The following is a 23,144-nucleotide window of genomic DNA, read 5'->3' on the forward strand; positions in this document are numbered from 1 at the left end:
GTCGGCAGCGGCTTCATCTGCGCCGCCATGCTCGCCGTGTCCTGCCGGCTGAAGTTGCCGGTCAGCCACACCGCGAAGCCCAGCACGGCGGCCGCGGCCAGGCCGATCGCCAGGGAAACTGTCAGCGATTTCGCTTTGGATCTATGTCGACCCACCATTTCGGAAGATCACCATTTTCGGGGAGGGGACTTGTTTCGGCCGTTCGGGGGATGGCCGTCCGTGAGATTACGAATAGGACACGGAAAAGTCACCAATCCGTGGTCATGGACACAGATCAACTGCGCAGAAAAACGGCCCGCCGGCGCACCGGCGGGCCGCTGACCAGCTGGGATCAGCCCAGCGCGGCGAGCACGAGAACGGCGATCAGGGTGATGGCGGTGGCCAGGCCGGTGATCCAGGCGCGCTGGGCCGGCGACAGGGCGGGCGTGCTGTTCATGGCGAACCTCGCGGTGATCAGGGACTTCTGCGCGTACAGCGCCCGCGTACCCGTGGTCGTTACCGCGCCGAACCAGACGTGACCGAAATCACTCCTGTGGCCCTCGGTGGCGGGCCGTGTACCAGAACACCGCGCCCGCCGCGGCGATCATCAACCCGAACGACAGCGTCCCGACGACCACCGCGCGCGTCTCGCTCGGCGGTTCGGCGGCGACCCCGGTGGACGAGACCGCCGACGCGGTTCCGGCCAGCACTCCCAGCAACACGGCGACGGCGGCCCCCACGGCGGCCAGTCGCGCGACAACCTTCCTCATGATGCGTTCCCTCCATCCGGGGAACGCACGAGACCGGCTCCGATGTTGCCGGTCCGGCCTAGATCACAGCGCGTCGATCGTGCCGTCGATCCGCTCGGCGAGCGACACGTCCTTCGCGGTGATCCCGCCCGCGGAGTGCGTGCTGCACCGGAACGTCACGGTGCGCCACCGGATGTCCATGTCCGGGTGGTGGTTCACGTTCTCGGCGATTTCCGCGACCCGGTTGACCACGGCAATGGCCTGCGGGAAGTCGGCGAGTTCGGCCGTGCGCTCCAGCGCGTCGCCCGCGCGCTGCCAGTACGGCAGCTTGTTCAGGGCCTCGGAGATCTCGGTTTCGCTCAGTAGTTCCGCCATGTGCTCCATGGTGGTACGGGGGCGGGTACGCTGCACGGTTGCCACGGGAGTCCGGGTCCACCGGGCTGAGAGGCGGGTTCGCCCCGCGACCGTTCGCACCTGATCCGGATCATGCCGGCGCAGGGAGGGCCCCGACCTTTCTCGCCGGAACGAGCGAGGAGTGGTCATGAAATTCCGCACGGGCGTCCTGGTCGGCCTGGTCTCCGCCCTGACCGCGGGCTGCACGCTGGCCGGCAACGACGCGGAAGACGGCCCGGCCACGGTCACGCTGGTCACCCACGACTCGTTCGCCGCGCCGCAGCAGGTCCTGGACGCCTTCCAGCAGCAGACCGGCATCACGATCAACGTCGTGAAGAAGGGCGACGCGGGCGCGCTCACCAACACCCTGGTCCTCACGAAGGCCAACCCGATCGGCGACGCGGCCTTCGGCGTGGACTCGACCTTCGCCTCGCGCGCGCTCGCCGAGGGCGTCTTCGCGCCCTACACCAGCCCCGAGGCCGACCGCGGCCCGCAGCGCTACGCCGTGGACTCCGAGCACCGCCTGTCCGCCGTCGACCTGGGCGACGTGTGCGTGAACATCGACACCACCTGGTTCGCCGAACGCGGCATCCCGGAGCCGGCGACCTACGACGACCTGGTCAAGCCCGAGTACAAGGACCTGCTGGTGGTGGAGAACCCGGCCACCAGCTCGCCCGGCCTGGCGTTCCTGCTCGGCACCATCGCCCGCTACGGCGAGCAGAACTGGCAGAACTACTGGACCCGCCTCAAGGACAACGGCATGCGCGCCGTCGCCGGCTGGGAGGAGGCCTACGGCCAGGACTTCTCCGGCTCCTCCGGCAAGGGCCCGCGCCCGGTCGTGGTGTCCTACGCCTCCTCGCCGGCCGCGGAGATCGGTGAGGACGGCAAGCCGCGCACCAAGGCGCTGCTGGACACCTGTTTCCGCCAGGTCGAGTACGCCGGTGTGCTGGCCGGCTCGCCCAACGCGGCCAACGCCCAGAAGGTGATCGACTTCCTGCTGTCCCAGCAGTTCCAGGCGACGGTGGCGGAGAACATGTACGTCTACCCGGCGCGCGAGGGCGTGGCGTTGCCCGCGTCCTGGACGACGGCCGCCCCGCTGCCGCAGAACCCGGCGAGCCTGCCCGCCGAGACGGTGCAGGCCGGGCGTGAGCGGTGGATCGAACAGTGGCGCTCCTTGCTCGGCCAGTGACCAGCACTCGGCCACTGAGCCGCACCGGGCTCGGGCTGGCGGCACTGGCCGTGCTGCCGCTCGGGTTCCTGGTGGTCTTCTTCGCCTGGCCGGTCGGGGCGATCCTGCGGCTGGGCTTCGTCGACGGCGAGGTGCTCGCGGCACTGGCCGAGGGCGAGACGTGGCGGCTGGCCTGGTTCACCGTCGCGCAGGCCGCCGGATCGACGCTGATCGCGGTGGTCGCCGGGCTGCCGGTCGCGTTCCTGCTGGCGCGCGTGCGGCTGCCCGGGGTCGCGGTGGTCCGGACGCTGGTGCTGGTCCCGTTCGTGCTGCCCACCGTGGTGGTGGGCCTGGCGTTCCGGGCACTGTGGACGGACGGCGGCTGGATCTCCATCGCGCTGGCCAACGCGTTCTTCAACGTCGCCGTCGTCGGCCGCACGGTCGCCGGGCTGTGGGCGGTGCTCGACACGCGGGCCGAGGACGCCGCCCGCGCGCTGGGCGCGTCCCGCTGGCGGGCGTTCCGCTCGGTGACGCTGCCCGCGCTGATGCCGGCGATCACGTCCGCGGCCGCGGTGGTGTTCCTGTTCTGCGCCACCAGTTTCGGCGTGGTGCTGATCCTTGGCGGCGCGCGGTACCGGACGCTGGAGACCGAGATCTACCTGCGCACCGAGAACCTGCTGGACCTGACCGGCGCGGCGGCGCTGTCGCTGGTGCAGATCGCCGCCGTCCTGGCCGCGCTGCTGCTCGGCGCCGCGGCCCGCAAGCGCCGGGAGAGCGCGCTCCGGCTGCGGTCGAGGCGGGAGACCGCCCGGCGCCCGGTCGGCGGGGAGTGGGCCGTCGTCGGCGCCGCGGTCGTCGTGCTCGGCCTGCTGCTGACCCCGATCGTCGCGTTGCTGGTGCGCTCGGTGTCCACCGCGGACGGCTGGAGCCTGGCCGGCTACCGGGCGCTGTCGAGCACCGGCAACGACGGCACGCTCCAGGTCTCCGGCTGGGAGGCGGCGCTGAACTCGCTGCGCACCGCCACCGACGCGACGGTGCTGGCGATGGTCATCGGGGTGTCGGCGTCGGTGCTGCTGGTCGCGTTGCGCCGCGCACCGGGACGGCTCGCGCGCGGGGTCGGCGAGTCGATGGACGCCGCGCTGATGCTGCCGCTCGGCGTGTCCGCGGTGACCGTCGGGTTCGGCTACCTCATCACGCTCGACGCGCTGCCCGGCGATCTGCGCCGGTCGCCGCTGCTGGTGCCGCTCGCGCAGGCGCTGGTGGTGATCCCGCTGGTGATCCGCACGGTGCTGCCGGTGGTCCGCTCGATCGACGACCGGCTGCGCCAGGCCGCCGCCACCCTCGGCGCGAGCCCGGCCCGCGTGTGGCGCGAGATCGACGTGCCGCTGACCTTCCGCGCGGTGGTCGCGGCGGCCGGGTTCGGATACGTGGTCGCGCTCGGCGAGTTCGGCGCGACGAGCTTCCTGGCGCGCCCGCAGACGCCGACGCTGCCGGTCGCGATCGCGGCGCTGATCGCGCGGCCGGGACAGCTCAACAACCAGATGGCGTACGCCGCGTGCGCCCTGCTCATGCTGGTCACCGCGGCCGCGGTGATCGTGATCGACCGGCTCGCGTCCGGCCGGGTTGGGGAGTTCTGACGATGGCGTTGACCGTGTCCGGCCTGACCGTGCGGTACGGCGGTTTCACCGCCGTGTCGGGCGTGGACCTGGAGACCGCCGACGGCGAGGTGCTCGCGCTGCTCGGCCCGTCCGGTTCCGGGAAGTCGACGCTGCTGCGCGCGATCACCGGCCTGGAGCCGATCACCGCGGGCAGCGTGCGCTGGGACGGCGCCGACCTGGCCCGGGTGCCGGTGCACAAGCGCGGGTTCGGCCTGGTGTTCCAGGACGGCCAGCTGTTCCCGCACCGGGACGTGGCAGGCAACATCGCGTTCGGGCCGCGGATGCACGGGATGCCGGCGGCCGGGCGCGCGGAGCGGGTGAGCCGGCTGCTCGACCTGGTCGGCCTGGCCGGCTACCAGAAGCGGCGGGTGACCGAGCTGTCCGGCGGTGAGGCGCAACGGGTCGCGCTGGCCCGCGCGCTCGCGCCGGAGCCCCGCCTGCTGCTGCTCGACGAGCCACTGTCCGGTTTGGACGCCGGGCTGCGGGAACAGCTGGCCGTGGACCTGGCCGAGATGCTGCGCAGCGCGAAGATCACCGCGCTGCTCGTCACGCACGACCAGGAGGAGGCGTTCACGCTCGCCGACCGCGTCGCCGTGCTGCAGGCGGGGAAGATCCGCCAAGCCGGGGCCGTGCGCGAGGTGTGGCGCCGTCCGGCCGACGAGAACGTGGCGCGCTTCCTGGGCGTCATCACGGTCGTCGACGGCCGGGCGGCGGACGGGATCGTGCGCTGCCCGTTCGGCGAGGTCGCCGTGCCCGAGGCGCTCGACGGGCCGGTCCGGCTGGGCCTGCGCCCCACCGGCCTTAGGCTGGCAAGCGCCGGGATCGCCGGCGAGGTGCTGAGCAAGGTGCACCGCCGCGACAACGTCCGCCTCTCCGTCCGCACCGGTGCCGGCGTGCTCGACGCGGTCGCGGCGGTGTCCGCCGACGTCAACCCGGGTGACGAGATCCACCTCGCCCTCGACCCGGACGGGGTGGCCCTGGTCGGCTAACCGTCCTTCGTGGACAGCCGCGCGTAGGCCAGGGACAGGCCGATCACGACGTAGCACGCGGCCCGGATGGCGCCCTCGCCCAGCTGGTCGGCCGGGATCGGGTCGCGCAGGATGTCCGCGATCGCCGTCCAGGACTGCGGCAGCAGGAACGGGTGCAGCCAGTCCACCGCCGAGAGCAGGAGCAGCACCGACGACACCACGACGCCGGCCAGTATCGACACCACCACGAGCATCGGGTGCTCGGTGCACGCCGAGATCGCCAGCGCGATCGCCGCGACCGCCCACAGCTGCAGCGTCACCCACGCCGCCGCCAGCGCCACCCGGCCCATCGCGTCCACAACGGACAGCGTGTTGCCGGACAGCGTGAACAGCGAACCGGTCCCGTTGATCACCAGCCCGGTCGCCATCGCGACCACGGCCATCAGCAGCGCCGCGGCCAGCGTGAACGTCGCCACCCCGAGCGCCTTCATCATCAGCAGCCTGCCCCGGCTCACCGGCGCGAGCAGCAGCCCGCGCAGTGTGCCCACGGACGATTCACCGGCGAGCGCGTCCCCGGCCGACATCGCCGTGATCAGCGGCAGCATCAGGTTCAGCGTCACGCCGAGCGTGGCCAGCGGCGGGACCAGCGCGTTCCCGGCCGCGGACGTCAGCAGCGAGTCGTTGCCGCCACCGCCGCCGGGCTGGGCGTCGTTGTTCGCCGCGATGGTCAGCCCGATCCCGATGATCACCGGGATCAGCGCGAGCAGGCCCAGCACGATCAGGGTGCGCGGGCGGCGGAAGATCCACCGCAGCTCGGCGCGGTAGAGCCGGTGGAACGGCACACTCCACCGTTCCACCGGCGTCGCGTCCAGTGTCGCGGTCATGCCGCCCCCTCGTCCACATCCGGCAGGCGACCGGTTTCGGAATCCCGCTGCGTCAGCCGCGCGAACAGGTCCTCCAGCCCGGTGCGGGCCCGCTTCGCCTCGTGCACGGACACCCCGGCCCGCACGAGCGTCTCGATCACCTGCGGCGCGGTCGCCGCGCTCAGGTCCGCCCGCACGCCCTCCGGCGTGAGCCGGCCGGGGATGCGGTTGTCGCGCAGCGCGGTGAGCGCCTGGTCACCGTCCGGAGTGGACACGACCAGCGACGGCGTGCCGGACTCCAGCAGCTCGTCCAGCTCGCCCTGCGCCACCACCGTGCCGTCGTGCAGGACGGCCACGTGCGTGCAGGTCGCCTCGACCTCGGCGAGCAGGTGCGAGGACACCAGCACGGTGACGCCCTCGGCGTGCAGCTCGCCGATGATCCGGCGGATCTCCCGCGTGCCCGCCGGGTCCAGGCCGTTGGTCGGCTCGTCCAGCACCACCATCCGCCGCGGCACGAGCAGCGCCGAGGCGAGCCCCAGCCGCTGCTTCATGCCCAGCGAGTACCCCCGGTAGCGCCGGTGCGCCGCGTGCCCCAGCCCGACCCGCTCCAGCGCGTCCTCGACCGCGCGGGGGATGGCCGCCGACGACAGCCGCGGCTCGGCGGCGGCGACGCGGCGAAGGTTCTCCCGCCCGGACAGGAACGGGTGGAAGCCCGGCCCCTCGACCAGCGCGCCGACGTCCGGCAACGCCCGCTGCGCGCCCTCCGGCATCCGCCTGCCGAGCAGTTCCACCTCGCCCTCGGTCGGGCGGACCAGGCCGAGCAGCATCCGGATCGTGGTGGTCTTGCCCGAGCCGTTCGGCCCGAGCATGCCCAGCACCGCGCCCTCCGGCACGTCCAGATCGACCTGGTCCACCGCGACCGCGGTCCGGTACACCTTGCGCAACCCCCTGGTCCGCGCGGCCAGTGCCGGACCCGCGGTGGGCGCTTCGACCGAAGCGCCCACCGGCAGTGTCTCCGTCATTTCGCTCCCAGAGCCTCGACCAGCACCTGCTCCGGCACCGCGCCGGCGGCGAAGCGGCCGTCGTCGGTGATCAGGGCGGTGCCGACCTTCGTGGTGATCACGTAGCCGGTGCCGAACGCGCCGCTGACCGGCTTGCCGAACTGCGCCAGCAGGGCCTTCGGGTCGACGCTGTCGCCGCGCTCACCCTGCTGCGGCGCGAGCGCGTCGGCCGGGAACGTGCCGGTGACGACGCTGTCCCACCCGTCGCCGCTGACCTGGACCGCGTTCTCCAGGTCCCGCTGCTCCGGGCGGTCGGCGGGCACCTGCTCCTCGGTCACCTTCGCGCCCTGCGGCGGCGTGAACTGGAACTCGCTCGCCGGCTGCGGCGCGAACGCGATGTCGCTGAACGCGACCTGGAACGCCGGGTCGGAGGTGCCGTAGGTCATCACGGCCAGCCGCAACGGGACCCGCTTCTCGGCGTCGACCGCGACGCGCACCTCGCGCAGCAGCGTGCGCTCGGTCGGCTTCGGCGTCAGCACCAGCTCGTAGACCGGCCGGCCGGCCACCCGGGCCGTCCCCTCGACGGTCACGGTGCTGCTCTCCCGCACCTTCGCGAGCAGCTGCGCCGTCGCCGTCGCCGGGTCGCTCAGCTCGTACTCCCCGGGCTTCTGCAGCGCCTCGGGCGGCACGGTGACCTTCGTCGCCGCGTTCTCCGCCGAGTCGTACGTCCACACGGTCGCGCCGTTGCGGACCACGGTGTGCTCGCTCGCGCCCTGCTCGATGGCCAGTTTGCTGTTGCCCGCCCCGTCGTTGTAGACGCGGGCCGCGTCGATGTCCAGGCTCGTGCCACCCGGCAGGGTCGAGACCGGCAGGCCCAGGTTGTTGTCCACCTCGACCGTGCCGGCCAGCGCCGGCGTCTTGGTGGTGACCACCGACTGCACCAGCTCCTCCGCGCTGATCGCCGGCAGCTCCGGGGCCTCGCCCGCGGTGGCCGGCATCGCGAGCCACGCGAGCCCGGCGGCGCCGAGCGCGGACCCCGTGACCGCCGCGGTGATGGCCTTCGTCTTCGGCTGCATTTCGCTCTCCCTGTGTCGGCGAGCACCAGTGTGCTCTTTCCCCGCCGCTGACACTCCTCCGTCGGCCCTGAGATGGACCTGAGATGCTGAGAGACCGCTGAGAGCGCGCGCCCGAGCTGGAAAAACCGGGCATGCTTGTCAATCGTGAACCCTCGGATTCTCGTGGTGGACGACGAGCCCGGCGTGCGCAAGGCGCTGCACCGCGGACTGCGGGCGGAGGGCATGGACGTGGTCACCGCCCCCGACGGCCCGAGCGGCCTGCGCCTGGCGCAGACCGGGTCGTTCGACGTGCTGCTGCTGGACATCATGCTGCCCGGCCTGTCCGGGTACCGGGTGCTGCAGGCGCTGCGCGCGCAGGGCATCACCACGCCGGTGCTGATGGTCTCGGCCAAGGACGGTGAGGTCGACCAGGCCGACGGGCTCGACCTGGGCGCCGACGGCTACCTGGTCAAGCCGTTCTCGTTCGTCGTGCTGGTCGCGCAGATCCGCGCCGTGCTGCGGCGCGCCGCCACCGAGGGGACGCGCGGGCCGCTGCGCATCGGGGGTCTCGTCGTCGACCGCGCCACCCGCGAGGTGCGCTGGCACGACGAGCCGGTGGCGTTGAGCCCGCGCGAGTTCAGCCTGCTCGAGGTGCTGGTCGGGCGCGCCGGAACGGTCGTCACCAAGGACGAGCTGCTGCGCGCGGTGTGGGGTGACGAGCAGGCGGCGACCCGCAACGTCGTCGAGGTCTACGTCGGGTACGTGCGCCGCAAACTCGACGCGGTCGGCGCGGGCGCGCTGGTGCGGACCGTGCGCGGGCACGGCTACCTGGCCTCCGACGCGGCGCTGGACGAGGTCCTGCCCGGGTGAGCTTCCTCCGCCGGTGGTGGGAACGCCGGTCCATGCAGTTCCGGATCACGGCGCCGGCCGCCGCGGTCACGCTGGCGTTCCTGCTCGGACTCGCCGTCGTCGCCGGGCGCGGGCTCGGGCCGCTGCGGGACTCCTCCGTGGACACCGAACTGGCCGAGGCGCTCGGCCCGGCGGTCGCGACCGTGTCCGCGGGAGGGCTGCCCGGGCCGCCGGACGGCGTGGTCCTGCGCGTGCTCGACACCGCGGGCGCCCCGGTCGACGGCGGTCCGGCGCCCCCGCTCGGGCCGGGTGACGTGCGTGCGCTCAAGGCCGGGCAGCCGGTGACCGTGGACCGGATGCGGTGGCTGGGCGCGGTGGCGACCGCGCCGGACGGGCAGCTGCGGCTGGTCGCCGCCGGCACCGGGCTGGTGGGCCAGCGGGCGGCCGTGCAGAAGGCGGCGACCTGGCTGCTGTGGGCCGCGGGGCTCGGCGCGGCGCTCGCCGCGGTCGCGACCTGGCTGGTGGTGCGGTTCGCGCTGCGGCGGGTGAGCCGGCTGCGCCGGACGGTCCGCGTGCTGCGGCCGGGGGAGCGGGTGCCGTTGCCCGAGGCCGACGACGAGCTGCGTGCGCTGGCGGCGGACTTCAACGCGCTGCTGGCGCGGCAGGAGGAGGCGGCCCAGCGGCTGCGGCGGTTCACCGGGGACGCCGCGCACGAGCTGCGCTCACCGGTCGCGTCGATCCGCGTGCAGGCCGAGGTGGCCGTCGCCAACCCCGATCCGGAGCTGGCGCAGGAGACGCTGGCCGACATCCTCGCCGAGGCCGAGCGGTTGTCCGCGCTGCTGGACGGGCTGCTGACGCTGGCCCGGTCCGACGCCGGGGAGCTGCCGCCCGCCGAGGCGGTCGAACTGCTCACCGAAGCGCGCGCGGCCGCGGACCGCCTGCCGCCCGGATCGCCCGCGGTGCGCGTGACGGGCGTGGTCGGGCAGGCGTGGGCGCACGCGGCGCACTCCGAGGTCGAGCTGGTGCTGAACAACCTGCTGCGCAACGCCTGCCGGTACGCCTCGTCGCAGATCGTCGTGTCGGTGCTGCCCGGGCACTCCACCGTGCGGGTGGTGGTGGACGACGACGGGCCGGGCATCCCGCCCGAGCACCGCGACCGGGTGTTCGACCGGTTCTACCGCGTCGGCGACGACCGGGCGCGCACCTCCGGCGGCACCGGGCTCGGGTTGGCGATGGTCGCCGAAACCGTGCGGCGGCGCGGCGGGCGGGTGTCGGTGGGCGAGTCCCCCGAGGGCGGTGCCCGCTTCCAGATCGTGTGGCGGTCGGCCGGTAACGTCTCCACCTCGTGAAGGTGATCGTGGGAGCGGCCATCGTGCGGGGCCGGTCCCTGCTCGCCCAGCAGCGCGCGTATCCGCGTGAGGTGGCGGGCCTGTGGGAGCTGCCCGGCGGCCGGGTCGAGCCGGGTGAGTCCGAAGTGGACGCCCTGCGGCGGGAGTGTCGCGAGGAGCTCGGGGTGGAGGTCGCGGTCGGCGCCCGGGTCGGCCCGGACGTGCCGTTGCGGGCCGGGCTGGTGCTGCGCGTGTTCACCGCCTCGCTGACCGACGAGCGCGCCCGGCCGGAGGCGCTGGACCACAAGGCGCTGCGCTGGCTCGACGAGGCGGGCCTGGACAGCGTCCAGTGGCTGCCCGCGGACCTGGAACTGCTCCCCGACCTGCGGCTGCTGCTGCGCTGAGTCAGCGTCCAGGATGCCCGGCGTGGCGTCGTGGGTGAGGGTCCAGCGCAGCGCAGGTAGGCGAGGGGACCCGCCAGCACGTCCCGGTCCCCTTGACCGGTCCTCTGCGGGCGGTCACGACGGCGCGTGATGGGAGGCGTGGCCGCCACCCCTGGCACGGGCGCTCCTCGCGGGCACGGAAAGTTGCCGGATCAGCAATCCCGGGTCACATGCCCGCGCCGACGAGCCGCATCGCCGAGGTCAGGCGGTGCTCGCCGCGTTCGGCGGCCCGGTGCGCGCCTTCCTTGCGGATCCGGGCCAGCTCCGCCGGGTCCGCCAGCAGCTCCAGCGTCCGCTCCCGGATCGGGCGCAGCGTCTCGATCACCGCCTCCGCCACGGCCTCCTTCAGCTCGCCGTACGACGCGAACTCCGCCGCCACGTCCTCCGGCGGCGCGCCCCGGCAGCCGGCCAGGATCTCCAGCAGGTTGGCGACCCCGGGGCGCTCCTCCGGCGCGTACGCGACCCCGCTGAACCCGTCCGTCACCGCGCGGCGCACCTTGCGGCGGATCAGGTCGGGCTCGTCCAGCACGAACACCACCCCGGCCTCCTCCCGCGCCGACTTCGACATCTTCCGCGCCGGGTCGGACAGGTCCCGCACCCGCGCGCCCGTCGGCGGCAGCACCGACCGCGGCACCGTGAACACCTCGCCGTAGGTGCTGTTGAACCGCCGGGCCAGCGCGCGGGCCAGCTCCACGTGCTGGTTCTGGTCCTCGCCCACCGGGACCTCCGCCGCGCCCTGCAGCAGGATGTCGGCGGCCATCAGCACCGGGTAGGTCAGCAGGCTCAGCCGCACGCCCGGCTGGCCGCTGCCCTTCTCCTTGAACTGGATCATCCGCGCGGCCTCGCCGTAGCTGCAGGTGCACTCCAGGATCCAGGTGAGCGCGCCCAGCTCGCGGGACAGGTCCGACTGCACGAACACGCGCTCGGCGGGGATCCCGGCCGCCACCAGGACGGCCAGCATCTCGCTGGTCCGCCCGCGCAGCTTCGCCGGGTTGTGGGTGGTCGTCATGGCGTGCAGGTCGGACACGAAGTACAGGTCGTCCGGGCCGCCGTCGGTCACCCAGCGCTGGATCGCGCCCAGGTGGTTGCCGAGGTGGGTGTGGCCGGACGGGGTGATCCCGGAAATTCGCATCGGTGGTGTCCTCGGGTCGGTGGCCACCCCCGCCACGGCCCCCGGGAACGACGAAGGCCGCCTGCGCGGGCGGCCTCGTCGTGGGTGCTGGTGTCAGCGCACGTCGGTGGGACCGCCTGCCGGCGGCCACCAGAAGTTCGCGATCGTGCGCACACCAGCAGCGTAGCAGCGGCCGAAAGTAATATCCACATTGCCTTCCGGAAAGCAATTCTTTGGAATGTCGAACCGGTGTCGCGCAGATTACTGGCAAATGGCTGAGAATCATTTCCCGGGGGCCGTTCCCGGGGCTACCGTGAAGGTATGTACATCGTGCTGATCGACTACACGGCCCCGGTGGAGGAAGTCGACTACTACCTGGCTGACCACGCGAAATGGCTGGACCGGCACTTCCGGTCAGGCGAGTTCCTGACCGCCGGGCGGCGCACGCCGCATTCCGGCTGCGTCATCATCACGCGGCCGATGCCCCGCGTGAAACTGGAGGCGATCCTCGCCTCGGATCCGTTCCACCTGCGCCGGCTGGCGCGGCACGAAATCGTCGAATTCGGCGCCACCCGCACCGCGCCGGAACTCCGCCTGGTGAACGAAGCGCTGGCCGTCTAGGTGTACTCGGCCAGGACGGGTGCTGGACCCGTTGACGTTCGACGACGTCCATTCCCTGGCCGATGACCACTCCCGGCTGGCCTGCTCCGCGATCCTGCCCGACGACAAAGGCGCGACGTGCCCTGCCTTCCTTCGCCCGTCGCGGCATCCCCGGATCGAGCGGTTGATGACCGGCAACGCCTGGGCCTACCGCTGGTCCCTACGCCAGACTGCGCCGAGCACGGCATCCGCCAGAGGTTCGTCAAACCCCACTGCCCCTGGCAAAACGGCAAAGTCGAGCGCTACCACCGCACCCTGCACACCGAGTGGGCCTACCGGCAGGGTCTTCACCAGCAACACCCAACGAGCAACCGCACTTGCACCCTGGCTCAAGCACTACAACACCCAACACCGCCGCGGCGCACTCGGCAGCCACCCATCACCAGCCGACTGCCACCAACCTGATGGCCAAGTACACCTAGGCCGCCTTCTTCAGGTCCGCCTTCGCCCGCTGGAGTGCGAGGACCGGGCACTTCTTGCAGCGCGGCTTCGACCGGCAGCACTTCTTCTTGACCTTGCCGGCCTTCATGAGCTTGCGGACCACCTTGCGCGGGTCCGCGTCCTTCTTGCCCAAACCACCACTCCACAGCTCCGAGGTGCCCTTAGGTTAGGTGACCTAAGTGATCATCCACCGTGGCCCTGGTCACAATGTGGTACCGGGTATCCTGAACGGGATCGCGTATGCCAAAGCGGGCCCGCGATTCATCCCTTCGAAATGTTCAGGAGCCCTCGCGTGCCCACAGCAACCGCCGAGAAGGTCCGCACCGACCTCCGCAACGTCGCCATCGTCGCGCACGTCGACCACGGCAAGACCACCCTGGTCGACGCCATGCTGCGGCAGTCCGGTGCCTTCGGCGAACGTGCCGAGCTCGTCGACCGCGTCATGGACTCGGGCGAGCTGGAACGTGAGAAGGGCATCACGATCCTCGCCAAGAACACCGCCATCCGCCGCCAGACCGCCGACGGCCCGGTCACCATCAACGTGATCGACACCCCCGGCCACGCCGACTTCGGCGGCGAGGTCGAGCGCGGCCTGGCCATGGTCGACGGCGTCCTGCTGCTGGTCGACGCCAGCGAGGGGCCGCTGCCGCAGACCCGGTTCGTGCTGCGCAAGACCCTGCAGGCCGGCCTGCCGGTCGTGCTGGTGGTCAACAAGGTCGACCGCCCGGACGCCCGCATCGCCGAGGTCGTCGAGGAGACCCACGACCTGCTGCTCGACCTCGCGGGCGACATCGAGGACGCCGACCTGGACGCGGTCCTCGACCTGCCGGTGATCTACGCCTCCGCGCGGGCCGGCCGGGCGAGCCTGGAGCAGCCCGCCGACGGTGAGCTGCCCGACAGCGAGAACCTCGACCCGCTGTTCGACACCCTGCTGCGCCACGTGCCGCCGCCCCAGGCCGACCCGGAGAGCCCGCTGCAGGCCCTGGTCACCAACCTCGACGCGTCGAACTTCCTCGGCCGCATCGCGCTCATCCGCATCCACGCCGGCAAGCTCCGCAAGGGCCAGTCCGTCGCGTGGCTGCGCGAGAACGGCGCGGTGCAGAACGTCCGGATCTCCGAGCTGCTGGTCACCGAGGCGCTGGAGCGGGTGCCCGCGCAGGAGGCCTCGGCCGGTGACCTGGTCGCCATCGCCGGCATCCCGGACATCACGATCGGCGACACGCTGGCCGACGTGGAGAACCCGGTGGCGCTGCCCCGGATCACCGTCGACGAGCCGGCCATCTCGATGACGATCGGCGTGAACACCTCGCCGCTGGCCGGTCGCAACGGCGGCGACAAGGTCACCGCGCGCCTGGTCAAGGCCCGGCTGGACCAGGAGCTGATCGGCAACGTGTCGATCCGCGTCCTGCCCACCGAGCGCCCGGACACCTGGGAGGTCCAGGGCCGTGGCGAGCTGGCGCTGGCGATCCTGGTCGAGCAGATGCGCCGCGAGGGCTTCGAGCTGACCGTGGGCAAGCCGCAGGTGGTCACCAAGACCATCGACGGCAAGCTGCACGAGCCGTTCGAGCGCCTCACGCTGGACATCCCCGAGGAGCACCTGGGCGCGGTCACCCAGCTGCTCGCGGCGCGCAAGGGCCGCATGGAGGACATGGGCGGGCACGGCACCGGCCGGATCAAGCTCGAATTCGTGCTCCCGGCCCGCGGTCTGATCGGGTTCCGCACCGACTTCCTGACCGAGACCCGCGGCACCGGCATCGCGAACCACGTGTTCGAGGGCTACCACCCGTGGGCGGGCGAGATCCGCACCCGGCACAGCGGTTCGCTGGTCGCCGACCGGTCCGGCCCGGTGACCTCCTACGCGATGATCCAGCTCGCCGACCGCGGCACGTTCTTCGTCGAGCCGGGCGCCGAGGTGTACGAGGGCATGGTCGTGGGCGAGAACCCGCGCGCCGAGGACCTCGACATCAACATCACCAAGGAGAAGAAGCTCACCAACATGCGCTCCTCCACCGGTGACGAGCTGGAGCGCCTGGCGCGCCCGCGCAAGCTCGGCCTGGAGGAGGCGCTGGAGTTCTGCGCCGCCGACGAGTGCGTCGAGGTCGCGCCGAACGCGGTGCGCGTGCGGAAGGTGACGCTGGAGATCACGCAGCGGGCCAAGGAGCGTTCGCGCGCCAAGTCGCGCGGCTGAGGTCTGAGCGGGGGACGTCCATCGCGGTGGACGTCCCCCGTTTCGTTGTCCGGGGGAACCACGACACGCTCAGCAACGTCCACCTTTCGGCGGTACCTGATCCGGTGACAGCGAGTCCCGGCCGGTCTGGCAATCTCGGTACCGCGGCTACAGGCCTTGTGACACCATCATGGGCTCATCAGGGGAGGCAGCGTGCGGGGAAGCGGTAAAGCGGCGGCACTGGTCACGGTGTTGCTGACCGCGGTGGCCGCCGCCTGCACCAGCACCCCGCCGCCGCCGGTGGTGACCTCGCCGGTGGCCCACTCGTCGACCCCCGCGGTGCCGACGGCGTCGCAGATCGTGATCGGCGTCGACGACATCGCGGGCGGGTACAACCCGCACAACCTGGCCGACCAGTCCACCATCACCACGGCGCTGTCGCAGATGCTGCTGCCGTCGGTGTTCCGGCCCGACGCCCACGGCGAGTACCAGCTCGACACCACGCTGATGCGCTCGGCCGAGGTCACCTCGACCGACCCGTTCACGGTCACCTACCTGATCCGGCAGGACGCCTCGTGGTCCGACGGCGCGCCGATCGCGGTGGAGGACTTCGTCTACCTCGCCGAGGCGATGCGCGACCAGCCCGGTGTCGTGCAGCCCGCCGGGTACCGGCTGATCAGCGGCATCCAGCCCAGCGAGGGCGGCAAGGGCGTCCAGGTGACGTTCGCCGAGCCGTACCCGGGCTGGCAGACGCTGTTTTCGAACCTGCTGCCGCAGCACCTGCTCAAGGACGCCCCGGGCGGCTGGCAGGGTGCGCTGCAGGACAGTTTCCCGGCCTACGGCGGCCCGTTCTCGATCAAGACGCGGGACAACGCGCGCGGTGAGATCATCCTGGAGCGCAACGAGCGCTACTGGGACAAGCCGGCCGCGGTGGACCAGATCGTGCTGCGCCGGTCGGACGCCACCGGCCTGGCCGGGGCACTGCGCAGCGGCAACGACCAGTTCGTGATGTCCCGCACCGACAGCGCCGGGCTGAACCAGTTCCAGGCGCTCGGCCCGGCGGTCCAGCTGACCACGGTGGCCGGGCCGCGGGTGGCCGAGGTGCTGCTGCGCCCGGCGAACGGCCCGCTCGTCGACGACCAGGTCCGCGAGGCCGTGTCGGCGTTCATCGACCGGAACGCGCTGATCGACGAGGGCACCGGAGGCGGCCCGTCGGCCGGGCTGCGGGCCGAGGCGCAGGTGCGGTGGCCGTCGCAGGCCGGGTACGCGCCCACGATCCCCGCCGGGTACGGAGTGCCGGACCCGGCGAAGGCGGAGTCGCTGCTGACCGCGGCGGGCTACGTGAAGGAAGCCGGGATCTGGCGCAAGGACGGCAAGGCGCTCACGCTGGTCGTCGCGTCGCCGGGGCAGCAGGAGCCCTACGCGAGCATGGCCAAGGAGCTGAGCAACCAGCTGATCGCGGCCGGCATCCAGGTGAACACGCTGAACGCCCAGCCGCGGGACCTGTTCGCCAACCTGCTGGCGTTGCCGGTCAGCCAGGGCTCGACCGCCCCGGCGGGCAACTCGGGTGCCGTCGGGGTCGACATAGCGGTGGTGCCACTCCCGGTGGGCGGCGACGCGGCGACGGTGCTCGCCTCGACGTTCGGATGCCGCCCCGGGCAGTCCACACCGTCGGCGAACGTCGCGGTGATCCCGGCCAACCCGGCCGCCGTCTGCGACGAGACACTGCAGACGACGATCGAAGAGGCGCTCACGGGAAAGAAGCCCCTGGCCGACGCGCTGGCCGAGCTGGAGCCGAAGCTGTGGGCCCAGCACACGGTGATGCCGCTGTTCCAGCTGGCCGACACGCTGGCGACGGGACAGGGGATCTCCGGGATGACGGTGGGACCCCCACTGCTGGGCCCCTTCGGCGAAGCGGTGAACTGGACCCGCAGCCCCCGCTGAGCGGCGCGCGGCTGGATCAACCGGCGGCCGGCAACGAAAGCCAGCCACCCCCACGAGCTACCCCTCTCCCGCAACCCGATCCCCAGCCAAATCGGTTGCCGAGCAGCGGGGTCAAGGCACGCTTTCCCGCCTTGACGCCGCTTCTCGGCAACCGAACACTGAAAGATCGGGTTCGGAGGGGCAGATCCGGGCGTAGCGAAGCGAAGCCGGCGCAGTAGATACCCGCGTAGCGGCTCCGCAAGCCACGAGAATCAGATCAACTGCCGCGCCTGTGCGTAGTGGCAAGCCGCCGGATGACCCTGTCCGCGATCGACGAGCAACGGCTCCTCGTCGATGCACTTGGTCCGCTCCGCATCCGACAACTCGTTCGCGAACTTCGGGCACCGCGTCCGGAACCGGCACCCACTCGGCGGGTTCGCCGGGCTCGGCACGTCGCCGGTGATCACGATCCGCTCGCGCGACCGCTCCTTGCGCGGATCCGGCACCGGGATCGCCGAGATCAGCGCCTGCGTGTACGGGTGCGCCGGATTGGAGAACAACTCCTCCGACGGCGCCGTCTCCACGATCTTGCCCAGGTACATCACCGCGATGCGGTTGGAGATGTGCCGGACCACCGACAGGTCGTGCGAGACGAACAGGTACGACAGGCCGAACTCCGACTGCAGGTCCTGCAGCAGGTTCAGCACACCGGCCTGGATCGACACGTCCAGCGCCGACACCGGCTCGTCCAGCACCAGCAGCTTCGGCTGCAGCGCGAGCGCACGGGCGATGCCGATGCGCTGCCGCTGACCGCCGGAGAACTCGTGCGGGTACCGGTTGCCGTGCTCGGGCCGCAGGCCGACCGTGGCGAGCAGCTCGCGCACCCGCTCCCGGCCGCCCTTCTCGTACAGGTTGTGGATCCGCAGCGGCTCGGCGATGATCTCGTTGACCGGCATGCGCGGGTCGACCGAGGCGTACGGGTCCTGGAACACGATCTGCATCTGCCTGCGCAGGGACTGCATCTGCTTGCGGTTCAGCTTGTGCAGCTCGGTGCCCTCGAAGAACACCTCACCGCTCGTGGCCGGCTGCAGGTTCAGCACCACCCGCGCGGTGGTCGACTTGCCGCACCCCGACTCGCCGACCAGGGCGAGCGTCTCCCGCTCGTAGATGTCGAACGATACCCCGGACACGGCCTGGACCTCGCCGATCTGGCGCCGGATCAGCCCGCCGCTGCGCACCGGGAAGTGCTTGACGACGTTGCGGGCGGACAGCACCGGGGTCCGCTGGTCCTGCTCGGGCAGCACGCCGGCTGCGCTCTCGCTCATTCGGTCTTCTCCCCGGGAGTCACCGCGGCCACCGCGTCGACGTCGTCGACCGAGGTCGGGTTGAACAGATCAGTGGCTTCGCGGCCGGCCAGCTCGTCGCTGAAGTGGCAGGCCGCCTTGTGCAGACCGTCCGTGGTCGGTTCGAGCGCCGGCTCCTCGGCGTCGCAGATCTCCTGCGCCATCGGGCAGCGCGGGCTGAACGGGCAGCCCGGCGGCATGTTGACCACCGAGGGCGGGGAGCCGGCGATGGGGGTGAGCCGGTCGGTCTTGATGTCCAGCCGCGGCAGGCTGCCGAGCAGGCCCAGCGTGTAGGGCATGCGCGGGGTGTAGAAGATGTCGTCGACCGTGCCGGCCTCGACCACCTTGCCCGCGTACATGACCTGCACCCGGTCGGCCTGGCCGGCGATGACGCCCAGGTCGTGGGTGATCAGCACCATCGCGGCGCCGGTCTCCTGCTTCGCGGCCTGCAGCGCGTCCAGCACCTGCGCCTGCACGGTCACGTCCAGCGCGGTCGTCGGCTCGTCGGCGATGATCACCTCGGGCCGGTTGGCGATCGCGATCGCGATCACCACGCGCTGCCGCATACCGCCGGAGAGCTGGTGCGGGTACTCCGTCGCCCGCTGCTGCGGGTTCGGGATGCGCACCAGGTCCAGCAGCTCCACGGCCTGCTTGCGGGCCACGTCCTTGCGCACGTCGTGGTGCGCGGTGATGGCCTCGGCGATCTGGTCGCCCACCGGGTAGACCGGGTTCAGCGACGTCATCGGGTCCTGGAAGACCATCGCGATGCCGCTGCCGCGGACCCGGGTCATCTCCTTCTCGGACAGTTCCAGCAGGTTCCGGCCCCTGAAGTTGATCGTGCCCTTGACCCGCGCCGTGCGGGGCAGCAGCCCCATGATCGCCAGCGAGGTCACCGACTTGCCGGAGCCGGATTCGCCGACCACGCCCAGCACCTCACCGCGGCCGAGCTGGTAGGTCACGCCGCGCACGGCCTGCACGAGGCCGTCGTCGCTGGGGAACTGGACGGTCAGGTCCTCCACCGAGAGGACGGGGTCGGCCGTCGTCTGGGAGTCGAACGAGGTCATGCGCGCACCTTCGTCTGCTGGGGGTCGAACGCGTCGCGGAGCCCGTCCCCGATGAAGTTGATCGTCAGCGCGATCAGGATGATGAACAGGCCCGGGAAGTAGAACAGCCACGGGCGGGTGTCGACCGCCGTCTGCGCGCTGCTCACCAGCAGGCCGAGCGAGGTGTCCGGGGGCCGCACGCCGAAGCCGAGGAACGACAGCGCGGTCTCCAGCAGGATGCCGATGGACACCAGGATCGTCGCGTTCACGATCACCGAGCCGAGCGCGTTGGGCACCAGGTGCCGGAAGATGATCCGCGCGTCCCCGGCGCCGAGCGCGCGGGCCGCCTCGATGAACTCCTTCTCCCGCAGCGACAGCACCACACCGCGCGCGACGCGCGACACGTAGGCCCAGTACAGGCCGGCGATGACGACGGCGATCAGCCACCAGCTGCCACCCACGTTGTGGGCGAGCACGGCGGCGACGGCGAGCAGCGGAAGCGTGAGCACCAGGTCGGCGATGCGCATCAGGATGGTGTCGATCCAGCCCCGGTAGTAGCCGGCCACCGCACCCCAGATCGTGCCGACGACCGTGGCGAAGATCGCCACCAGCACGGAGATCTGCAGCGAGATCTGGGTGCCGCGCAGCACGTTGGCGAGCATGTCCTTGCCGACCGCGTCCGTGCCGAACGGGTGCGCCAGCGACGGCCCCTCGGAGTTGTCCGGGGTGATGTCCTCGGGCCCGTACTTCCACAGCCAGCCGCCGACGTAGGCCAGCAGCACGATCACGATCAGCAGGATCAGGCTCGCCACGGCCAGCCGGTGCTGCATGAACCGGCGCAGGACCAGCTGGAACTGGCCGCGTTCCTGGACCGTGAACTCCCGCTCGACCGTCCCCTTCGGGGTCGCGTCCTGGAGCTGGGCGGTCACGGTGGTTTCGGTGGTCGAGCGCTCAGGCATGGCGGATCCTCGGGTCGAGCACGCCGTACAGCAGGTCGGCGACAAGGTTGAACAGGATGACGAAGGTCGCCGAGATCAACAGCCAGGCCTCGACGGCGTACACGTCGCTCGCGGCGATGGCGTCCAGCAGGAACGTACCCGCGCCCTGCCACTGGAACACCTTTTCGGTGACGACGGCGCCGGAGATGATCGAGGCCAGGTCGAGCGCGGTGACCGTGGTCAGCGGGATGAGGGCGTTGCGCAGCGCGTGCCGTCGCATCACGACGCCGCGGGACAGGCCCTTGGCGCGGGCGAGCCGCACGTAGTCGCTGTTGAGCACTTCGAGCATCGAGCCGCGCTGGAAGCGGCTCCACGACGCGTAGGAGATCAGCGCCAGCGAGATGGTCGGCAGGATCATGTGCCCCAGCACGTCCGTGAGGTGGGCCCAGAACCCGCCCGTCACGTAGATCGAGCTCGCGCCGATCGTGTAGAAAACCTGGTCGCCCACGGCGTTGTTGACCGAGATGCCGCCCTGCTTGAGGAGCACCGCGAGCCAGAACGAGGGCATCGACAGGAAGAGGAAGCCGAAGAAGGTGGCCGTGTAGTCCAGCTTCGAGTACTGCTTCACGGCGCTGACGGCGCCGACCACGATCGCCAGGATCAACGCGATGATCATCGCGAGGAAGATCAGGCGGAAGGTGACGGCGAAGCGGGAGATGACCTCGGACCCGATGTCCATCGTCGAGTTGACGGACGGGCCGAAGTCGCCGCGGAAGATGCCGGTGATCCAGTTCCAGTACCGCTCCATGAGCGGCTGGTCCAGGTGCAGCCGGCGGGTCTCGGCCGCGATGGTCTGCGGTGGTGGTGGCGGATTCCGGGTGAGGAGACCGCTGAGCGGGTTGGCCGACAGCGACACCATCACGAAGACGACGAACGTCGACACGATGAGGATCGGCACCGACACGAGCAGCCGGCGCAATGCGAAGGCGAGCATGGAGGTCTTCCTGCTGAAGTTCGACCAGCACGCCGCTCGTGACGGCGGAACCGGGCGGCGCGACCTGTCTGGTTGGGGTGGTTTCGTGCGGTTAGGGGGTGGGGGAGACCGGCGATGCCGGCCTCCCCCACCGAATTACTTCTCAGTAATGTACTCCGGCGGAGCGATCAGCCCTTCCGGATGCCCCACTCGTGCATGTTGTAGACCGGCCCGTCGAGGGTCGAGTTGTTGCGGATGTTGGCGATGTTGTCGTACGACGCGATGAAGGTCGGCTTCTGGTACAGCGGAAGCACGTACGCGTCCTCGGCCATCAGCTGGTTGGCCTGGTTGAGCAGTTCCGCCGCCTTGGCCTGGTCGGTCTCGGCGTTGGCCTGCGCGATCAGCTGGTCGACCTGGGGGTTGCTGTACTCGCCGTAGTTGCTCTCCGAACCGGTGGTCCAGTTCTGCTCGGCACCGGAGAACGGGAACGGCGAGGCGACCCACGCGAACACGATCACGTCGAAGTCACCGTTGCTGGTGGTGTCACCGAGGTCGTCGGTCGGCACGATGTCGACCTTGACGCCCAGCTGGCTGGCGGCCTGCTGGAACAGCTCGCACTCGTTCTGGCGGATCTGGTTGCCCACGGTGTAGCGCATCCGCAGGGTCGGCACCGGCGCGCCGCTCGGGTCGATCAGCTGGTCGCCCTGCAGCTTGTACCCGGCGCTGGTGAGGATCTGCTTCGCCTTGTTGATGTCACCCGTGCCCTGGCCGGTGGACGAGATGACGTCCTGGTAGCCCTCCTGGCCCGGCATGAAGTTGTGGTTGTGCAGCGGCTTCACCTTGTCGGTGAACTGGCCGACGGTCTTGTCGATGATCCCCTGGACATTGACCGCGGTGTAGAGCGCCTGACGCAGCGCCTTGTTCGCCAGTGCCGGGTTCTTCAGGTTGAAGTCGAAGTGCTCCCAGGTCAGGCCGAGGCCGATGTAGGAGGACACGTTCGGGATGTTGCGCACCTGGTTGACCAGGTCGACCTGCGGCTGCGGGTAGATGACCTGGACCTCGTTGTTCTGCAGGGCCGTCGGCTCCTGCGAGGCGTCGGTGATGATCCGGAAGATCACGCGCGACAGCTTCGGCTTGGCACCCCACCACGCGGGGTTCGGCACCATGGTGATCGACACGTTGTTCTGGAAGTTGTCGATCTTCCACGGGCCGCCGGACCAGGTCGGGACCGTCTCGCCGAACCACTTGTACGACTCCGCCAGGCCGGCCGGGGTGTTCACGTCACCGTGCTGCGCGGCCAGGTGGGCGGGGTACATGGCGCCCGAGGAGCTCCACAGGTTCTTCCAGTCGGTGTACGGCCGGTCGAAGGTCACGGTGACCGTCTTGCCGTTGTCCGAACCCACGACGGAGTTGACCAGGTTGTAGCCGGAGGAGCTGGCCGGGGCGCAGTCCGGGCAGTCCTTGCCGTTCTGGACCTTCCAGTTGTAGACGAAGTCGTCGGCCGTGATCGGCGTGCCGTCGGACCACACGGCCTTCGGGTTGATCTTGTAGACCACCGTCTGCGGGTTCGTGCTGGTGATGTCGGCCGAGGTCACGAAGTCGGTGGCCAGGGTCGGCTTGAGGTCCGGCGTCGTGTAGAAGGTGTAGGGCAGGATGCCCTTGGTCACCATGCCGGTCTCGAAGACGTTGCCCTCACCGGACGTGACGTTCCAGTTCGGGATGTTCTTCTCGATCGCGAAGGTGACGTCACCGCCGTCCTGCAGCTGGTCAGCGGCGGCCGAGTTGCACGCGTTCGGGTTGGCGTCGCATTCGGCGAACGCCTGCCCGGTCTGGACGCCACTGTTGTCACCGCCGCCACCGCCACAGGCGGCGAGGACCAGCGCGGCGGTCGCGGCGAGCGCGCCGATTCTGGCGGCACGTGACTTGGTCTTCCCTAACATTCATTCTCCTTGCTCGACGCCGTCGTGGGTAGCGAGGCGGCCTCGTCCTGTGGCGGCGAACTGTCGAGGTGATCGAGTTTGCTCACCGTAGTCGTGCAACCTAGGCAGAGGAACAGCCGAGACGGCCACTCAGCGTGAGATTGTGATGGAA

21 protein-coding genes, 1 pseudogene and 1 riboswitch are annotated in these 23,144 nt (G+C 71.0%); of the genes and pseudogenes, 10 read left to right on the plus strand and 12 right to left on the minus strand.

The window, feature by feature from the left end:
- Positions 1-524: 524 nt before the first annotated feature.
- Together D0D15_RS22685 and D0D15_RS22690 are read right to left on the minus strand one after the other, a co-directional pair.
- Entirely contained in the window at positions 525-749 is a 225-nt protein-coding gene (locus D0D15_RS22685) for a hypothetical protein (RefSeq protein WP_094004722.1), read from the minus strand.
- Positions 750-812: 63 nt separating this feature from the next.
- Complete coding sequence (locus D0D15_RS22690) at positions 813-1,103, minus strand: 4a-hydroxytetrahydrobiopterin dehydratase (RefSeq protein WP_094004723.1); 291 nt, start codon at positions 1,101-1,103, stop codon at positions 813-815.
- Positions 1,104-1,136: 33 nt separating this feature from the next.
- Positions 1,137-1,247: riboswitch (TPP riboswitch) on the plus strand.
- A 22-nt stretch (positions 1,248-1,269) separates the two neighbouring features.
- On the opposite strand from D0D15_RS22690, the gene D0D15_RS22695 reads away from it, so the two are divergent.
- From D0D15_RS22695 to D0D15_RS22705, 3 genes are read left to right on the plus strand one after another with little or no spacing between them, the layout of a single operon-like run.
- A complete protein-coding gene (locus D0D15_RS22695) occupies positions 1,270-2,310 on the plus strand; it encodes a thiamine ABC transporter substrate-binding protein (RefSeq protein WP_094004770.1) in 1,041 nt (346 codons plus the stop codon).
- A gap of 14 nt (positions 2,311-2,324) precedes the next feature.
- Positions 2,325-3,926, plus strand: a complete 1,602-nt coding sequence (locus tag D0D15_RS22700; protein WP_162830644.1) for an ABC transporter permease — start codon at positions 2,325-2,327, stop codon at positions 3,924-3,926.
- A gap of 2 nt (positions 3,927-3,928) precedes the next feature.
- A complete protein-coding gene (locus D0D15_RS22705) occupies positions 3,929-4,936 on the plus strand; it encodes an ABC transporter ATP-binding protein (RefSeq protein WP_115944717.1) in 1,008 nt (335 codons plus the stop codon).
- Here D0D15_RS22705 and D0D15_RS22710 read toward each other — a convergent pair.
- The 3 genes from D0D15_RS22710 to D0D15_RS22720 are packed head-to-tail and all read right to left on the minus strand — an operon-like array spanning position 4,933 to position 7,855.
- On the minus strand, positions 4,933-5,799 hold the full coding sequence (locus tag D0D15_RS22710; RefSeq protein ID WP_115944718.1) for an ABC transporter permease: 867 nt from the start codon (positions 5,797-5,799) through the stop codon (positions 4,933-4,935). The two genes, D0D15_RS22705 and D0D15_RS22710, sit on opposite strands and share 4 nt — an antisense overlap.
- Positions 5,796-6,800 (minus strand): ABC transporter ATP-binding protein, encoded by a 1,005-nt coding sequence (locus D0D15_RS22715; protein WP_094004726.1) that lies wholly within the window; start codon positions 6,798-6,800, stop codon positions 5,796-5,798. The genes D0D15_RS22710 and D0D15_RS22715 overlap by 4 nt, the downstream gene beginning before the upstream one ends.
- Positions 6,797-7,855, minus strand: a complete 1,059-nt coding sequence (locus D0D15_RS22720; protein WP_094004727.1) for a LolA family protein — start codon at positions 7,853-7,855, stop codon at positions 6,797-6,799. Before D0D15_RS22720 ends, D0D15_RS22715 begins: the two co-directional genes overlap by 4 nt.
- Positions 7,856-7,999: 144 nt before the next feature.
- Here D0D15_RS22720 and D0D15_RS22725 point away from each other — a divergent pair, with 144 nt between their 5' ends.
- The 3 genes from D0D15_RS22725 to D0D15_RS22735 are packed head-to-tail and all read left to right on the plus strand — an operon-like array spanning position 8,000 to position 10,415.
- Complete coding sequence (locus D0D15_RS22725; RefSeq protein ID WP_162830641.1) at positions 8,000-8,704, plus strand: response regulator transcription factor; 705 nt, start codon at positions 8,000-8,002, stop codon at positions 8,702-8,704.
- Between the two features lie 32 nt (positions 8,705-8,736).
- A complete protein-coding gene (locus tag D0D15_RS22730) occupies positions 8,737-10,032 on the plus strand; it encodes a sensor histidine kinase (protein ID WP_162830645.1) in 1,296 nt (431 codons plus the stop codon).
- Entirely contained in the window at positions 10,029-10,415 is a 387-nt protein-coding gene (locus D0D15_RS22735) for a (deoxy)nucleoside triphosphate pyrophosphohydrolase (RefSeq protein ID WP_094004729.1), read from the plus strand. Before D0D15_RS22730 ends, D0D15_RS22735 begins: the two co-directional genes overlap by 4 nt.
- 205 nt (positions 10,416-10,620) lie before the next feature.
- Here the strand turns inward: D0D15_RS22735 and trpS are convergent, their stop codons facing one another.
- Positions 10,621-11,586, minus strand: a complete 966-nt coding sequence (gene trpS / locus D0D15_RS22740) for a tryptophan--tRNA ligase (RefSeq protein ID WP_115944720.1) — start codon at positions 11,584-11,586, stop codon at positions 10,621-10,623.
- A gap of 300 nt (positions 11,587-11,886) precedes the next feature.
- Between trpS and D0D15_RS22745 the strand changes: the two genes are divergently transcribed.
- The gene (locus D0D15_RS22745) at positions 11,887-12,186 is read left to right on the plus strand and encodes a YciI family protein (RefSeq protein WP_027934134.1); all 300 of its coding nucleotides are present in this window, start codon (positions 11,887-11,889) and stop codon (positions 12,184-12,186) included.
- 37 nt (positions 12,187-12,223) lie between these two features.
- A pseudogene (locus D0D15_RS22750) lies at positions 12,224-12,604 on the plus strand (integrase core domain-containing protein); the annotation flags it as partial.
- 39 nt (positions 12,605-12,643) lie between these two features.
- Here D0D15_RS22750 and D0D15_RS36375 read toward each other — a convergent pair.
- A complete protein-coding gene (locus D0D15_RS36375; protein ID WP_167481539.1) occupies positions 12,644-12,799 on the minus strand; it encodes a hypothetical protein in 156 nt (51 codons plus the stop codon).
- 141 nt (positions 12,800-12,940) lie between these two features.
- Between D0D15_RS36375 and typA the strand changes: the two genes are divergently transcribed.
- Positions 12,941-14,854, plus strand: a complete 1,914-nt coding sequence (typA, locus tag D0D15_RS22755) for a translational GTPase TypA (protein WP_094004773.1) — start codon at positions 12,941-12,943, stop codon at positions 14,852-14,854.
- A gap of 192 nt (positions 14,855-15,046) precedes the next feature.
- Positions 15,047-16,777, plus strand: a complete 1,731-nt coding sequence (locus D0D15_RS22760; protein WP_369806792.1) for an ABC transporter family substrate-binding protein — start codon at positions 15,047-15,049, stop codon at positions 16,775-16,777.
- A gap of 251 nt (positions 16,778-17,028) precedes the next feature.
- Here the strand turns inward: D0D15_RS22760 and D0D15_RS22765 are convergent, their stop codons facing one another.
- The 5 genes from D0D15_RS22765 to D0D15_RS22785 all read right to left on the minus strand — a co-directional run bounded on the left by D0D15_RS22765 (position 17,029) and on the right by D0D15_RS22785 (position 22,993).
- Positions 17,029-18,081 (minus strand): ABC transporter ATP-binding protein, encoded by a 1,053-nt coding sequence (locus D0D15_RS22765; RefSeq protein WP_094004732.1) that lies wholly within the window; start codon positions 18,079-18,081, stop codon positions 17,029-17,031.
- Positions 18,078-19,163: an ABC transporter ATP-binding protein gene (locus D0D15_RS22770; protein WP_094004733.1), complete on the minus strand. Its 1,086-nt coding sequence runs from the start codon at positions 19,161-19,163 to the stop codon at positions 18,078-18,080. The genes D0D15_RS22765 and D0D15_RS22770 overlap by 4 nt, the downstream gene beginning before the upstream one ends.
- Positions 19,160-20,101 (minus strand): ABC transporter permease, encoded by a 942-nt coding sequence (locus tag D0D15_RS22775; protein WP_094004734.1) that lies wholly within the window; start codon positions 20,099-20,101, stop codon positions 19,160-19,162. Before D0D15_RS22775 ends, D0D15_RS22770 begins: the two co-directional genes overlap by 4 nt.
- Positions 20,094-21,074 (minus strand): ABC transporter permease, encoded by a 981-nt coding sequence (locus D0D15_RS22780; RefSeq protein WP_094004735.1) that lies wholly within the window; start codon positions 21,072-21,074, stop codon positions 20,094-20,096. Before D0D15_RS22780 ends, D0D15_RS22775 begins: the two co-directional genes overlap by 8 nt.
- 167 nt (positions 21,075-21,241) lie before the next feature.
- Complete coding sequence (locus D0D15_RS22785) at positions 21,242-22,993, minus strand: ABC transporter family substrate-binding protein (protein WP_094004736.1); 1,752 nt, start codon at positions 22,991-22,993, stop codon at positions 21,242-21,244.
- Positions 22,994-23,144 lie beyond the last annotated feature (151 nt).

The organism is Amycolatopsis thermalba (genome assembly GCF_003385215.1).
GTDB lineage: Bacteria > Actinomycetota > Actinomycetes > Mycobacteriales > Pseudonocardiaceae > Amycolatopsis_E > Amycolatopsis_E thermalba.